A 15042-nucleotide genomic window follows, 5' to 3' on the forward strand; every position below is an offset into this window, starting at 1 on the left:
AGCGCGCCTCAGGAACTGGCTGCGGCCGAAGAGGCCGTGGCCGCCGCGGGCGCGGCCTTGTCGCGTGGCTTGACCACCGTGGGCTTGACCGTCTGGCCCACGCGGGCTTTCTGGAAGCCGTCCACCATCACTTTATCCCCGGCCTTGACGCCCGAGATCACGAGCCAGCGGTTGCCCACGGCCTGACCGAGTTCCACCGGGCGCTTGGTGAGCTTGTTGTCCTCTCCCACCACCTGCACGCTGGGCTCGCCGGCAGGATTGCGGATCACGGCCTCCTGGGGCAGCAGCAGCGCTTGCGGTGCGACGCTGGTGGCCAGCTGGGAGCGCACGTACATGCCGGGCATCAGGAAGTGATCGGGGTTGGGGAAGGTCGCCCGCAGGGTGATCGCACCCGAGGTCGGGTTCACGGCGGTGCCGGTGAACTGCAAGGTGCCTTCCTTTTCGTAGGTGGACCCGTCTTCCAGAATGAGCTTTACCTTGGCCTGGTTGGAATCCACGCGCGTAAACTTGCCCTCTTGCCACTGTCTGCGCAACTGCAGCAGGTCCGCGCTGGACTGCGTAATGTCCACCTGGATCGGGTCGAGCTGCTGGATGGTGGCCAGGGCATTGGCCTGGTTCGCCGTGACCAGGGCGCCCGCCGTCACGGACGACAGCCCGATGCGCCCGGAGATGGGCGCCAGCAGGCGGGTGTAGCGCATGTTGATGCGCGCCGCGTCCAGCGCGGCCTGCGCCACGCCCACGTCGGCCTGCGTCTGCTGCACCGCGGCCTGGCTTTCGTCGAAGACCTGGCGGCTGATGGCGTCGATCTCGACCAGCTCCGCATTGCGCTTGGCGTTGACCTGGGCCGTGCGCGCCGTGGCCTGCGCCTTGGCCAGGGCCGCCTGGGCGCTGGCCTGGGCGGCTTCGTAGGTGGCCGGGTCCACCTGGTACAGCGGCTGGCCGGCCTTGACGAGCGCGCCCTCGGTGAACAGCCGCTTCTGGATGATGCCGTTGATCTGCGGGCGGATGTCGGCGTTCTGGAACGCCGCCGTGCGGCCCGGCAGCTCCGTGCTCAGCGTCTGGCTCTCGGGGGCCAGCACTACCACGCCCACCGCCGGCTCGCCGGCGGGCTTGCCCGCGCCGGCCTGGGCCGGCTGGTCCTTGCCGGAGCAGGCCACCAGGCCGCTGATGCACAGGGCCGCCATGCAGGTTCGCACCCAGGCCGGGTTCAGCCGGGACATGGGAAGGGCGGGGCGGGCAGGGGAGGAGGCCAGCGTCAGCGAGCCCGTGGCAGCCGGGCGGCCAGCATTCAGAAGGAACGGCATGGGAGACGGTGAGTCAGAGTTGAAGGCATTGTGGGGGCCATATGTGTACGCACGATAAAGTTGGCAAAGCCGGAGCCCGTTGATGGGCTTTTTTTGGCTGGGCACGCATTTCCCCCACAGCTGCATGCAGCGCTCGCAAGCATCGGGCCAGCCGGTGGCCGTCCACGAAAAAGGCGCTCCCCTGTCACAGGGAGCGCCTCGGATGGTGCGGGCGGCCGTTATCGGCTGCCGGTATGTGCTTATGCGTTTATTGCTTGCGCGCGGCAATCGCCTTCTCGGCCTGGGTCACGAGGTCGGCACCGATCTGGCCCTTCCACTTCTCGAACACGGGGCGCGTGGCCTTCACGAAGGCCTCGCGCTCGGCGGGAGAGAGCTGGGTCACGGTCACGCCATTGGCGGCGATGTCCTTGAGCAGGGGTTTGTCGGCCTCGACCATGCCCTTGCGGGCGATGGCGATCTCTTCCTTGCCGGCGTCGATGGCAGCCTGCTTGACGATTTCACGGTCGGCAGGGGTCCAGGAATTCCAGATGTCCTTGTTCACCACGAAGATCAGCGGGTCGTTGATGTAGCCCCACATGGTCACGTGCTTTTGCGCCACGGTGTGCAGCTTGGCCGCCATGTACACGGCAATGGGGTTCTCCTGTCCGTCCACGGCGCCGCTGGCCATGGCGGGCTGGGCGTCGGCCCAGCTCATCTGCGTGGGGTTGGCGCCCAGCGCGGTGAAGGTATCGAGGAACAGGGGCGAGCCCACGACGCGGATCTTCAGGCCCTTGAGATCCTCGGGGGTCTTGATGGCCTTCTTGGAGTTGGAGATCTCGCGGTAGCCGTTCTCGCCCCAGGCCAGGGGCACCACGCCGGCCTTGTCCAGCGTGCTGAAGATGCTCTTGCCGACTTCGCCCTGGGTGAGTGCGTCCACGGCCGCGTAGTCGGGCATCAGGAAGGGCAGCGAGAACAGGTTCAGCTGCTTGACCTGGGGCGACCAGTTGATGGTCGAGCCTACGGCCATGTCGATCACGCCCTGGCGCAGCGCCGAGAATTCGCGCGTCTGGTCGCCCTGGATCAGGGATACGCCGGGGTACAGCTTGATGTTGATGCGGCCCTGCGTGCGCTCGCGCACCTTGTTGGCCCACAGCTCGCCGCCCTTGCCCCAGGGGAAGGCGGTGCCCAGCACCAGCGACATGCGGTACTCGCTCTTGTAGGCGGTCTGCGCGATGGCAGCCGGGGCGGTGAAGGCCAGCGCGGCAGCGGCAGCCACGGCGGAAGTCAGAAAGGTGCGCAGTTTCATGGGGTCAGTCTCCTGGGTCAATTTTGTAGGGTGGAAGGCAAATCGGTCTCGGGGTTTACTACGGGTCAGTAGCCCAGGCGCGCCGGCAGCCACAGGGCCAACTGCGGGAAGGCGATCACCAGCACCATCACGAGGAACATGGCGAACAGCATCCAGCCGACCCAGCGCACGGTCGATTCCATGCGCACGCCGGCAATGCGGCACGAGACCATCAGGTTCACGGCCAGCGGCGGGGTGAACTGGCCCAGCGCCACCTTGAGCGTGAGGATCACGCCGAACCAGACGGGGTCCCATTGGTAGTGCTGCATGATGGGCAGGAGCAGGGGCACGAAGATCAGAAAGATGGAGATGCCGTCAAGGAACATGCCCACGGTGATGAGCAGCACGATCAGCAAAGCCAGCACGCCATATTCGCCCAGGCCCGAGTTCACGATGGCCTTGGCCACCGGGTCGATCACCCCGAGGGTCGACAGCGAATAGGCAAAGATGCCCGCGAGCGATACCACGAGCAGGATCACGGCCGAGAGCTCGCCCGATTCGCGCAGGATGGGGAACAGGTCGCGCACCTTGATCGTGCGGTGGATCACCATGCCCACGAAGAGGCCATAGAACACCGCCACCACGGCGGCTTCGGTCGGGGTGAACCAGCCGGCGCGCATGCCGCCCAGGATCAGTACCGGCGCGGCCAGGCCCCACAGGGCTTCGCGCAGGCTCTTCCAGAACGGCGGGCGGGGCATGGTGGATTCGAGCGCACCCATCTTGTGCTTGCGCGCCATCCACACGGCGGGCACGATCAGCGCGATGCCGGCCAGGATGCCGGGGATCATGCCGGCCGCGAACAGCGCCGGCACCGAGGCGCCCGGCACCAGCACCGAGTAGATGATGAAGGCGACGGACGGCGGGATCAGGATGTCGGTGGCCGCAGCCGCGCCCACCACGCTGGCCGAGAACGAAGGCGGGTAGCCCGCGCGCGACATGGCCGCGATCATCACGCCCCCCACGGCGGCGGCATTGGCCGGGCCCGAGCCGGAGATGCCGCCCAGGAACATGGCCACGGCAATCGCCACCAGCGGCAGCATGCCCGGGCCGCGCCCGACGATGGCCACGGCGAAGTTCACCAGGCGCAGGGCCACGCCCGAGCGGTCGAAGATGGAGCCCACCAGCACGAACATCGGAATCGCCAGCAACGGGTACTTGCCCAGGCCGGCATAGAAGTTCTGCGGCACGGCCAGCAGGCCGAACCACTGGCTGTCGGCATTGGCCAGGGCGATGGCGGCCGCGCCGGCCAGGCCCAAGGCGGCGCCGATCGGCACGCCCACGAACATCAGGCCGAGGAAGGCCACGAACAAGAGCGTGGCGATCATGGCTGGGCGTCCCTGGCGGGCGCTTCCTCGGCGCGCAGCGGTTCGCGGCTGCGGCGCAGCAGCAGGCCCACGGCGCGCGCGGCGATCAGCGCCGAGATGACGGGCAGCCAGATGGAATACCACCACTGCGGCACGCCGATGCCTGGCGAGGTCTCGCCAAAGCGGTAGTCGTCCCAGACCACGCGCACGCTGAGCACGGCGATCAGCCCGAACAGCAGGGCCACGGCCACGGCTCCCAGCTGCGCCAGGCGCTTGCGGCGGGCGGCAGAGCCGCCTTCGGCAAAGTACTCGATGCGGATGTGCTGGTCGCGCGCCACGGCGGCGGAGCCCGCCACCAGGGCCAGCACGATCATCAGGAAGACGGAGATTTCCTCCGTCCAGGCGAAGGAGGAACTGGTGAAGTAGCGCACCAGCACATTGGCAAAGGTGATCAGCGCCAGCGCAGCCATGACGATGACGGTGAGCCAGTCCTCGATGCGCAGGGAGCGGGGTTCTTCGGAGTCAGGGGCGGCGACGGGCACGGATGCGTCGGTCACCGGCCCTTGGGGAGGGGTGGAGGACATCGGGGCGGCGGTACAGGAGAACAAACAGGACGGGCCGGTCGCTCTGCCCGCCGGTGTTGTGCACCTGGGGCCGTGACGCGGGAGCGCGCTTTGGACGCAACTTTCCCTATTATGCGGTGCGTTGCTATGTGTGCACACCAATGGTGCGCTATGGATAAACCCTTGTACAGGCTTTCCACGACAGGCCAGCACGCGGCAGGGCCGGCACCGATAATGCACCGATGGAAACCAAGTGGCTTGAAGATTTCGTCAGTCTTGCGGAAACGCGCAGCTTCAGCCGGTCCGCCCAGTTGCGGCATGTGACGCAGCCCGCCTTTTCGCGGCGCATCCAGGCCCTGGAGGCCTGGGCCGGCACCGATCTGGTGGACCGCAGCTCCTACCCCACGCGCCTGACGCCGGCTGGCAAGACCCTGTACGACCAGGCGCTGGAGATGCTGCAGGCGCTGCAGAACACCCGGGCCATGCTGCGCGCGCACACCAGTGCGGGCAAGGACATGATCGAGTTCGCGGTGCCGCACACGCTGGCCTTCACCTTCTTTCCGGCCTGGGTGTCGAGCCTGCACGACAAGTTTGGCCCCTTCAAGAGCCGGTTGATCGCGCTGAACGTGCATGACGCCGTGATGCGCCTGGTAGAGGGCGGCTGCGATCTGCTGATCGCCTACCACCACCCCTCGCAGCCTTTCCAGCTCGACGCCGACCGGTACGAGATGGTGAGCCTGGGCCAGGAGGTGCTGTCCCCCTACTCCAAGGCCGATGCCGACGGGCAGCCGCTGTTCCGGCTGCCGGGCCGCGTGGGCCAGCCGCTGCCCTACCTGGGCTACGCGCCCGGCGCCTACCTGGGGCGGGTGACGGAGCTGATCCTCAAGGAGTCGGGCACCCCGATTCACCTGGATCGGGTCTACGAGACCGACATGGCCGAAGGCCTCAAGGCCATGGCGCTCGAAGGGCACGGCGTGGCCTTTCTGCCCCACAGTGCGGTCAAGAAGGAGCTGCGCACGCGCAAGCTGGTGAGTGCTGCCCCGCCGGACACCGAAGGCCTGCAAATGACCATGGACGTGCGGGCCTACCGCGAAAAGCCCTCCGGCAAGGAAGCACCCAAGGGCACGGCCCAGGCGCTGTGGACCTACCTGCAGGCGCAGGTGGCGTGAACCGCCGCGTTCTTTCATGCCTAGGGTAAATACGGATATAAACAGTTTGCATAGTTGTCCGCGCAAACGGCATTGGAATTTCATGGTAACGACACGTACAGTCGCCCCCATTGCTGGATCAGCGATAGCGATGTAGTCTCTTTCAGGCCCCAGGGTGGCACGAAGATTGCAGATCTGATTCCACTTCCTATTTACCGAGACACCGCATGAAAGTTCAGCATTGGGGATTCGCGTGGGGCTTTGCCGCCTTGTGCTGCGCATCCGCGGCGTCTGCGCAGGGGGTGCTCGAGCGCGTCAGCGGCGGCGGCAAGCTGGTGATTGCGCACCGTGAGTCGTCGGTGCCGTTTTCCTACATCGACAGCAAGACCGGCAAGCCGGTCGGCTATGCCATGGACCTGTGCCTGCGCCTGGCCGAAGTGGTTCGAAAGAAGACCGGCAAGAAGGACATGCAGGTCGAGTTCCTGGCCGTCACGCCGGCCAACCGCATTGCCATGATCGAGCAGGGCAAGGCCGATATGGAATGCGGCTCCACCACCAACAATGCCGAGCGGCGCCAGAAGGTGGCCTTCACGGTGCCTCATTTCATCACCGGCGCGCGCCTGCTGGTGAAATCGGCCAGCACCATCGACCGTGTGGAAGATCTCAATGGCAAGAAACTGGTGTCCACCAAGGGGACCACGCCGCTGAAGGCGGCCGACCAGGCCAACCGCGAGCGGTTGATGGGCATCACCATCCTGGAAGCGCCCGACCACGCCAAGGCCGTGGAGATGGTGGAGAAGGGCGAAGCCGATGCCTTCGTCATGGACGACGTGCTGCTGTACGGCCTGGCCGCTGGCCGGCCGAACCCGAGCGCCCTGAAAGTGGTGGGCCGTTTCATGACCACCGAGCCATTGGCCATCATGCTGCCCAAGAACGACCCCGAATTCAAGAAGCTGGTGGACGAGGAGATGCGCCGTCTGATCACCAGCCGGGATATCTACCCCATATATGAGAAGTGGTTTGCCAAACCGATTCCCCCCAACAACACCACGCTGAACCTTCCCGTCAGCTATCTGTTGCGGGACTTCTGGAAATACCCTACCGACCAGGTCCCGTTCTGACTAATATCGCTGGTCGCGTGGTTCCCTTTTTGGTTTTTTGCCCACCGGTGCTTCCGGGCCGGGTAAATCTCTAAAATCCCCCCCTTTTCGTTTCACACAAGGAGATCCCAATGAAGAAGCATTTGCTCGCGGTTGCCGTGACCGCCCTGGCTGCAGGCAGCGCATTCGCCCAAGCCACCGACACCCTGGCCAAAATCAAGGCCTCGGGCAGCGTGACGCTGGGTGTGCGCGAGTCTTCGGGTCTTTCCTACACCCTGGGCAATGGCAAGTACGTGGGTTTCCACACCGAAATGGGTGAAATCATCCTGGCCGACATCCAGAAGCAACTGGGCCTGGCCAAGCTGGAAACCAAGTACCAGCCCGTCACCTCGCAAAACCGCATTCCCCTGGTGACCAATGGCACGGTGGACCTGGAGTGCGGCTCCACCACGAACAATGCCGCACGCCAGAAGGACGTGGCCTTTGCCGTGACCACCTACGTGGAAGAAGTGCGTACTGTCGTGAAGGCCAATTCCGGCATCACGTCCATCAAGGACCTGAACGGCAAGACCGTGGCCACGACCACGGGCACCACCTCGGTGCAGACCCTGCGCAAGCATGAGCGCGCTGGTGGCGTCGACTTCAAGGAAGTCTTCGGCAAGGACCACGCCGACAGCTTCCTGATGCTGGAAACCGGCCGTGCCGACGCCTTCGTGATGGACGGTTCGATCCTGGCCGCCAACGTCTCCAAGTCCAAGAACCCTGCCGACTACAAGATCGTCGGCGAAGTGCTTTCGGTGGAGCCCATCGCCTGCATGCTGCGCAAGGATGACCCGGCCTTCAAGAAGGCCGTGGACGATAGCATCAAGCGCCAGATCGCCGACGGCTCGCTGGCCAAGCTGTACGACAAGTGGTTCATGCAGCCCGTGCCCCCGACCAACACCAAGATCGGTCTGCCCATTTCCGACGCTACCAAGGCGGCCTGGGCCGCCCCGAACGACAAGCCGATGGAAGACTACGCCAAGAAGTAATCTTCGGAATGCTTGCGCCCCTTCGGCCGCCATGGTTTGAAGGGGCTTTTTTGTTGGGTCCGCAAAGGATTGCGCCCAATTCAATACCAAACAATAAAGGGGTGATCCTATGAGTTGGGATTGGCAGGTGTTCTGCCAGGACACCATGGACAGGGAAGTCGTGCAAAGCTGCTTTGGCAAGGGCGGCGACATCACCTACCTGGACTGGATGCTGTCGGCCTGGGGCTGGACGGTGTCTGTTTCGTTGCTGGCCCTGGTGCTGGCACTCGTGTTGGGCTCCCTCATTGGCACGCTGCGTACCTTGCAGGACCGGCCGATGATCGTGCGCCTGGGCAATGCCTGGGTCGAGCTGTTTCGCAACATTCCTCTGCTGGTGCAGATTTTCCTCTGGTACCACGTCTTGCCCAGCCTGTTTCCGGTCATGAAGGGCGTTCCCGGCTTCACGCTGGTGGTGCTGGCGCTGGGCTTCTTCACGTCGGCGCGGATTGCCGAGCAAGTGCGCTCGGGCATCAATACCCTGCCGCGCGGTCAGCGCTACGCCGGGATGGCAGTGGGTTTCACCACCTTCCAGACCTACCGCTACGTGCTGCTGCCCATGGCGTTTCGCATCATCATCCCGCCGCTGACCAGCGAGACGATGAACATCTTCAAGAACTCCTCCGTGGCGTTTGCCGTGTCGGTGGCCGAGCTCACGATGTTTGCCATGCAGGCGCAGGAGGAAACCTCGCGCGGCATCGAGGTCTACCTGGCCGTGACGGCGCTCTACATCATCTCCGCGTTTGCCATCAACCGCATCATGGCGTTCATCGAGAAGCGTGCGCGCATTCCCGGCGTGGTCGTGCCCAGCGGCGCAGGTGGAGGGCACTGACAAATGAATCTCGACTTTGGCTTTTACAACTGGGACCTGATCTCCAACTTCGTGCTCAAGGGGCTGTATTTCAGTCTGTTGCTCACGTTCGTGGCCACCATCGGTGGCGTGATCTTCGGGACCGTGCTGGCCCTCATGCGCCTGTCGGGCAAGAAGTGGCTGGACGTGCCGGCCACCATCTACGTCAACGGCATGCGCAGCATTCCGCTGGTGATGGTGATCCTGTGGTTCTTCCTGCTGGTGCCGGCCATCATCGGCCGGCCCATCGGTGCGGAAGTCTCGGCGGTGGTGACCTTCATCGCCTTCGAGGCCGCCTACTTCAGCGAGATCATGCGCGCCGGCATCCAGTCCATTGCGCGTGGGCAGGTCCATGCCGGCCAGGCCCTCGGGATGACCTATGGCCAGAACATGAAGCTGGTGGTGCTGCCGCAGGCGTTTCGCAACATGCTGCCGGTGCTGCTCACACAGACCATCATCCTGTTCCAGGACACCTCGCTGGTCTACGCCATCGGTGCCTACGACATGCTCAAGGGCTTTGAAGTGGCGGGCAAGAACTTTGGCCGCCCCATCGAGGCTTACCTGGCCGCAGCGGTTCTGTACTTTGTGATGTGCTATGCGCTGTCCTGGATGGTCAAACGCCTGCACCAGAAGATCGCGATCATTCGCTGATGCAAAAGAGATTGGATTGAGGAACAAGAAATGATCGAACTCAAGAACGTATCCAAGTGGTATGGCCCCGTGCAGGTGCTCAACGAGTGCTCGGCCGTCATCAACAAGGGTGAAGTGGTCGTGGTGTGCGGGCCCTCGGGCTCGGGCAAGTCCACGCTGATCAAGACCATCAACGCGCTCGAGCCCTTCCAGAAGGGCGAGATCACGGTCGATGGTGTGAAGCTGCACGACCCCAGCACCAACCTGCCCAAGCTGCGCAGCCGCGTGGGCATGGTGTTTCAGCACTTCGAGCTGTTCCCCCACCTGTCGGTGACGGAGAACCTGACGATTGCCCAGATCAAGGTGCTGGGCCGCACCCCCGACGATGCCAAGAAGCGTGGCCTCAAGATGCTGGAGCGCGTGGGCCTGATGGCGCACAAGGACAAGTTCCCTGGCCAGCTCTCGGGCGGCCAGCAGCAGCGCGTGGCGATTGCCCGCGCCCTGAGCATGGACCCCATCGTGATGCTGTTCGACGAACCCACGTCGGCGCTCGACCCCGAAATGGTCGGTGAAGTGCTCGACGTGATGGTGGGCCTGGCCAACGAAGGCATGACCATGATGTGCGTGACCCACGAAATGGGCTTCGCCCGCAAGGTGAGCAACCGCGTGATCTTCATGGACGTGGGCGGCAAGATTCTGGAGGACTGCTCCAAGGACGACTTCTTCAACCACCCCGAAGCGCGCCAGCCACGCACCAAGGACTTCCTCAATAAGATCCTGCAGCACTGAACCGGCTGCGGGCACTGGCTCCCTTTTTAGGGCGCAATGTGCAGGATGTCACACAAGGCGCCTTCGGGCGCCTTTTCCGTTCGTGCGGGCGGCTGGGGTGCGGGCCCTGCGTGCTACGTTCGCGGCTTGTCCAATTTTTGGTGCATTCGCCATGCGTTCCACGCACCCTGTATCTCCCTGCCCTGCAGCGCCCGCTGGCCGTTGGTGGCGTTGCCTTGCAGGCGGGGCCTGGCTGCTCCTGGCGCTGGCGCCGGTTCTCGCCACGGCGCAGGACAAGGCGGCAGACCGCAAGGGCGCGCCGCCACCGGCTTGCGCGCGGCTGGCCCAGGTGGCCCAGGCCCTCCACCTGGCAGGGCCTGGCACGGCAGGCCGCTACCAGTGCGATCTGCAGCAGCGCACGCCTGCGGGCCAGGTGCTTGCCCTGCGCTACCAGGGCCCCGAAGTGCGCGATGGCAGCAGCAATCTGGTGGGCTACTACGAGGTGGACCGCCGCACGCAGTGGGTCCATCCCTGGGATCTGGCCACAGGCAGGCGAGCAGCCAAGCCGCTCGTGGCTGATGCCATGCCCCCGCCGACGGTGATGGCCTGTGGCCTGGCCTTCGAGTTGCCGGTGCACTACCGCATCACCAAGCCGCGCCGTTCTGAAACCTTGGAGGGGGTGCCCCTGTGTTCCTTCGACGTGGTGGCGGCCCGAAAAGAGCCGCCGCAGCTGGACTGCAAAGACAAGGAAGATGGCGGCTCGCCTCCTTACAAGGTGTGCGACTGGGCCATCACCGATCGCAAGGGCTGGCCCACCGTCCAGGTGGCGCGCACGCGCATCGACACCGAGCGCAAGCAGGTGGATCCCTTCATGTTCGAGGACGACGCCTGGCGTCTGCCCAACCCGTACGCCCCGGCGCAAGCGACGGAGCGCTGGGATTTCTTTGGCAAGCCGGCTTATCGGGGGGAGGTGCTGGTGCGGATGTCGTGGTACCGCACCCGGGTCAAGGCGCCCTATGACGCCATGTATGCGGGCGCGGGCAGTGCGGATGCCGTGCTGCTGCAACTCACCCCCGCGCTGGCGGTGGTGTTGGTGGCGCCCCCGGCCGACCATCCTGGCGGCGATGTGACGGAATGCCGGATTTTCTGCCAAAGTTTGCGTGCCGCAGGGCGCCCCGGCGACGGGCCCTGATACAACGCCGGATGGCTGGCCTGCCCTGGGGCGTCGCGGTGACGCCCGGGCATGGACGGACCGACAGGAGCACGCACTGCCATGAGCAGCATCCCAGAGAACGGCGCATTTTCCTTCCCGGCGGACCTGCCCGTGCCGCAAGCCTTGCTCGACCTGCTGCAGGCGTTTCCACAGTGGTGCCAGCCGACCGTGTCGGTGAGCGGCTGCTTTGCCTTCCATGCCCAGCCGCCCAGTGCCGTGGCCCGCTATTTTGGCGACGAAGGCCATGCCGGCGGACTGCGCGCGGCGCAGCACCTGGGGGTGTTCGGCGTGGAGCCCGATGGCTCGGCCATTGCCGTCTGGCGCGCTCCCCAGGGCGGCCTGCCGGTGGTCTACCTCGGCTCTGAAGGGGGTGGGCGGGTGCTGGCCAGCGATGCCCTGCAGTTCCTGCGGCTGCTGGGCGTCGGCTACGACGAATTCGCGCTGTATGGCAACCTGGACGAGCCCCCCGAAGAGGACGGCGCGGTGGCGCCCGAGCTGCTGGATTGGCTGGCGGCGCAGGGGCTGTCGGTGCCTGCGACCGGGGAGGACATTCTTGCCGAGGCCGAGCAGCGCTGGCCCGACTTCGACGCTTGGATGGAGGACGCGATTTCCGGGCGGTTGGCGACAGCGGAGCCTGCGCAGGTGCCCCCGGCAACGGCGCCTGTGGCCGCGGCCGCCGAGGGCAATCTCTGGGACCAGATGCTGGCCTGCATCGGCCGGCGCATCGACGATCCGCTGGTACAGCAGTGGCTGGCTGCTGTGGGGGCCAAGCCCCTCAAGCCCGCCACACCGCACAACGACAGCACCTACATCAGCGTGCGCGCCACCGGCATCGAAGTCAGCGCTGAGATGGCCCCCAAGCACCGCGGCTTCTGGCCTCCGCACAAGGACGGGCGCATCTGGCGCACCTATGTCACGCGCATCATCGTGCCCGTGAAGGCGGCGGGGCTCATCCCCCTGCCCGAGGGTCTGTCCTGGAAGCACTTTCCCGGTACCGCCGACGGCGATGATTTCGTGGAGCAGGCGGTCAGCGACATGCTGGAGCTGGCCTTTCTGCGCGCGGACAAGGGTGGCGGTATCGCCCGCATCGACGCCCGGCTGCCCCAGCAGCGCGACTTCATGGAGGCCAGTGCCGACTACGAGCAGACCAAGCCCCTGGTCTATGTCGAGGACGCATTCTTCGCAACCTGGTGCGCGCTGCACGGGCTGCTGGACCCCGTGCGCTATCCGGCCGACGTGCTCGCTCCGTGGCACGAACGCACGGCCACGCCGCTGCAGTTGCTGCATGGCCCTTGCGGGCGCGTCGTCTGGACCGACGACCTGGCACCGGGTGCCTCGGACTTCTGGGGCAGCTACTACCGGGGCTTTGGCACGCCCGATGCCGAGCGCTGGGTCACGGACGTCAAGACCGTGTTCGGGTCGTCCAACCACTTTCGCGATGATGGCGAGGCCATGACGCCCGACAGCTGGGAGGCCTTCGACCGCATCGCCCCGAAGATCGCGCGGCGCTTCGAGGCCTGGCGCCGCAAGGCCGCACAGGGCTGAGCCTGCGCCAGGACAGGGGCGCTATTTGCGCGGGGGCTTGCGCGCAGGCGGTTCGCCCACGATGAGCTGCTGGTCCTCGACATCCTTCCACAGCGTGTCGCGGCGCCTGAGTGCTTCCGACACCGATGCGTGGCGCAGCTGCGCCACCGCCGACACCAGCGCGTTGCACAGGAAGAAAGCCGCTGTGTAGGAGTCGAACGGCGAGGCGTTGGAAGTGCGCACCAGGATGCGCTCGTGCGCCAGCGTGGCCAGGGGCGCCGATGCGCTGTCGGTGAGGGCCAGCACCTGGCCACCGGTCTCGCGAAAGCGCTGCGCCACCTTCACCGGCCCGCTCGCATAGCGGCGGATGCTGAAGGCCAGCAGCACATCGTCGGGTTGCACCCAGAGCAATTGGTCGGTGGCCGCCACGGCGCCTGCGCCCAGCTCATGCACGCCGGGGCGGCACATGTTCAGATGCAGTGCCAGCCAGGCCGCCACGGGCGCGCTGTTGATCTGTGCCAGCACGAAGACCCGGCCTTTCTCCTGGGCCAGCCGGTTGGCGATGGCTTCGAAGGCCACCATGTCCAGGCCGTCGCGCGTAGCGCTGATGTTGTGCTGGTCGTGCAGCAGGGCGTCGTCCACGCACTGCTGCAGGCTGCGCCGGGTGCCGATGGTCACGGGCGCGCGCTGGCCCGCCGTCTGCAGCAGGGCCGTGACCTCGGCGCGGGCCTCGCGCTGGGCCTCGGCGTAACTGCCATAGCCCAGCTTGGCGAACAGCCGCACCACGGTAGAGGCACTGGTGCCCGTGCGGGCGGCCAGCGAGGTGGCCGACTCCAGCAGCGCATGGGGGTAGTCGCGTTCCAGCGCCTCGGCCAGCGCACGCTCGCTGGCTGTGAGGCCTGCGCCCTGGCGTGCCAGGCGCTCGGGCAGCAGGCCGTCAGCGGTTTGCAATGGTAATTTCATGAATATCCATTTTATGAAAAATGTATTGCAAACAAGGCAGCTGCATGCAACACTTTCGCCCCATCACCATGCCGTTCCCGGGCATGGTCGCAAAGGACGACATGCAGGATACCCTTGAAGAAAGCCGCACACGGGTGCGCGAACGCATCCTGGCCTGGCTGGCAGGCCAGCAGCAGGCCATGCAAGATCTGTTGCAGAAGGTGGTGGACATCGACAGCGGCAGCCGCGACGAAGCGGGCGTGACGGCCGTGGCCAGCGCGCTGCGCGAACGGCTCATGGCTGCCGGTGTGGCGGTGGAGCTCGTGCCTGTGCCCGGCTATGGCGTGCTGCTGCAGGCCCAGGTGCCTGGCCCCACCGAGGGCGCACCCATCCTGCTCATGGGCCACATGGACACCGTCTACCCGGCCGGCACCGCAGCGCGCCGCCCCTTCCGCGTGGAAGAGGGGCGGGCGTATGGCCCCGGCGTGGCCGACATGAAGTCGGGCCTGGTGATGAATGCCTTTGTCGCCGAGGCCTTTGCGCGCTGCGGCGGGCTCACGGCACCGCTGCGGCTGTTCTTCTCGTGCGACGAGGAGATCGGTTCGCCCGCCACGCGCGAGCAGATCATGGCCGCAGCCCGTGGCGCACGCGCTGTGCTCAATGCCGAGCCCGGCCGTGTGAACGGCAACCTGGTCACCAGCCGTAAGGGCTCCATGGCCGTCGAATTCGAGGTGCAGGGCGTGGCCGCCCATGCGGGCATCAACCATGCGGCCGGCGCCAGCGCCATCGGGGCGCTGGCCCACAAGATCCTGGCGCTGCATGCGCTGACCGACGTGGCTGCGGGCATCACCACCAACGTCGGCGTGGTGCAGGGCGGCATCGTGCCGAACATGGTGGCGCCGCACGCCAAGGCCGAGCTGGACGTGCGCTACACCGCCGAGACCGACCCCGACGAACTCTTCGAGCGTGTGCGCGCCATCGTCGAGGCAGAGAGCCTTCCCCGCACCCAGGGCCGCGTGACCGCCGTGCGCCGCACGCTGCCCATGAAGCCCACGCCCCACGCGCTGCTGGCGCTGTACCAGCGCGGCGCGCAATCGCTGGGCTTTTCGGTGCAGGGCGAGTTCACCGGCGGCGCGGCCGACAGCGGCCTGACGGCCTCGGTGGGCGCGCCCACGCTGTGCGGCACCGGCCCCGTGGGTGGCCACCCGCACACCGAGCGTGAGTACTGCGAGCTGTCCACCCTGATGCCGCGCGCGCAGGCCGTGGCGCTGGCCGTTCTCGACCATCCCTGATTTCCGATTCCTG

General features: G+C 66.0%; 14 protein-coding genes. 9 read left to right on the plus strand and 5 right to left on the minus strand.

The annotated features are described in order from the left end of the window. Positions 1–8: 8 nt before the first annotated feature. The 4 genes from AC0IZS_RS12930 to AC0IZS_RS12945 form a co-directional block, all read right to left on the minus strand. Positions 9–1304 carry an efflux RND transporter periplasmic adaptor subunit gene (locus AC0IZS_RS12930; protein WP_471635982.1) on the minus strand — a complete coding sequence of 432 codons (1296 nt, stop codon included), beginning with the start codon at positions 1302–1304 and terminating at the stop codon, positions 9–11. Between the two features lie 247 nt (positions 1305–1551). Then, positions 1552–2589, minus strand: a complete 1038-nt coding sequence (locus AC0IZS_RS12935) for a DctP family TRAP transporter solute-binding subunit (RefSeq protein ID WP_436176740.1) — start codon at positions 2587–2589, stop codon at positions 1552–1554. 65 nt (positions 2590–2654) lie between these two features. Continuing rightward, entirely contained in the window at positions 2655–3953 is a 1299-nt protein-coding gene (locus AC0IZS_RS12940; RefSeq protein ID WP_471635983.1) for a TRAP transporter large permease, read from the minus strand. Next, positions 3950–4516, minus strand: coding sequence for a TRAP transporter small permease (locus AC0IZS_RS12945; RefSeq protein WP_471635984.1), 567 nt, complete (start codon positions 4514–4516; stop codon positions 3950–3952). The genes AC0IZS_RS12940 and AC0IZS_RS12945 overlap by 4 nt, the downstream gene beginning before the upstream one ends. Positions 4517–4737: 221 nt before the next feature. Between AC0IZS_RS12945 and AC0IZS_RS12950 the strand changes: the two genes are divergently transcribed. From AC0IZS_RS12950 to AC0IZS_RS12985, 8 genes are all read left to right on the plus strand, one after another. Then, a complete protein-coding gene (locus tag AC0IZS_RS12950) occupies positions 4738–5664 on the plus strand; it encodes a LysR family transcriptional regulator (RefSeq protein ID WP_471635985.1) in 927 nt (308 codons plus the stop codon). Between the two features lie 206 nt (positions 5665–5870). Next, on the plus strand, positions 5871–6764 hold the full coding sequence (locus AC0IZS_RS12955; RefSeq protein WP_471635986.1) for an amino acid ABC transporter substrate-binding protein: 894 nt from the start codon (positions 5871–5873) through the stop codon (positions 6762–6764). A gap of 110 nt (positions 6765–6874) precedes the next feature. Further along, positions 6875–7774, plus strand: coding sequence for an amino acid ABC transporter substrate-binding protein (locus tag AC0IZS_RS12960; protein ID WP_471635987.1), 900 nt, complete (start codon positions 6875–6877; stop codon positions 7772–7774). A gap of 109 nt (positions 7775–7883) precedes the next feature. Beyond that, entirely contained in the window at positions 7884–8642 is a 759-nt protein-coding gene (locus tag AC0IZS_RS12965) for an amino acid ABC transporter permease (protein WP_471635988.1), read from the plus strand. 3 nt (positions 8643–8645) lie between these two features. Further along, the gene (locus tag AC0IZS_RS12970; RefSeq protein WP_179682100.1) at positions 8646–9311 is read left to right on the plus strand and encodes an amino acid ABC transporter permease; all 666 of its coding nucleotides are present in this window, start codon (positions 8646–8648) and stop codon (positions 9309–9311) included. 30 nt (positions 9312–9341) lie between these two features. Continuing rightward, positions 9342–10079 carry an amino acid ABC transporter ATP-binding protein gene (locus tag AC0IZS_RS12975; RefSeq protein ID WP_471635989.1) on the plus strand — a complete coding sequence of 246 codons (738 nt, stop codon included), beginning with the start codon at positions 9342–9344 and terminating at the stop codon, positions 10077–10079. Between the two features lie 151 nt (positions 10080–10230). Beyond that, positions 10231–11250, plus strand: coding sequence for a hypothetical protein (locus tag AC0IZS_RS12980; RefSeq protein WP_471635990.1), 1020 nt, complete (start codon positions 10231–10233; stop codon positions 11248–11250). Positions 11251–11331: 81 nt separating this feature from the next. Next, the gene (locus AC0IZS_RS12985) at positions 11332–12816 is read left to right on the plus strand and encodes a hypothetical protein (RefSeq protein ID WP_471635991.1); all 1485 of its coding nucleotides are present in this window, start codon (positions 11332–11334) and stop codon (positions 12814–12816) included. A gap of 21 nt (positions 12817–12837) precedes the next feature. Here AC0IZS_RS12985 and AC0IZS_RS12990 read toward each other — a convergent pair whose 3' ends face one another. Beyond that, positions 12838–13758: a MurR/RpiR family transcriptional regulator gene (locus AC0IZS_RS12990; protein ID WP_471635992.1), complete on the minus strand. Its 921-nt coding sequence runs from the start codon at positions 13756–13758 to the stop codon at positions 12838–12840. Positions 13759–13859: 101 nt separating this feature from the next. Between AC0IZS_RS12990 and AC0IZS_RS12995 the strand changes: the two genes are divergently transcribed. Then, positions 13860–15029 carry a M20 family metallopeptidase gene (locus AC0IZS_RS12995; protein ID WP_471639515.1) on the plus strand — a complete coding sequence of 390 codons (1170 nt, stop codon included), beginning with the start codon at positions 13860–13862 and terminating at the stop codon, positions 15027–15029. Positions 15030–15042: the final 13 nt, after the last annotated feature.

This window comes from Acidovorax sp. AC410, from assembly GCF_979253235.1.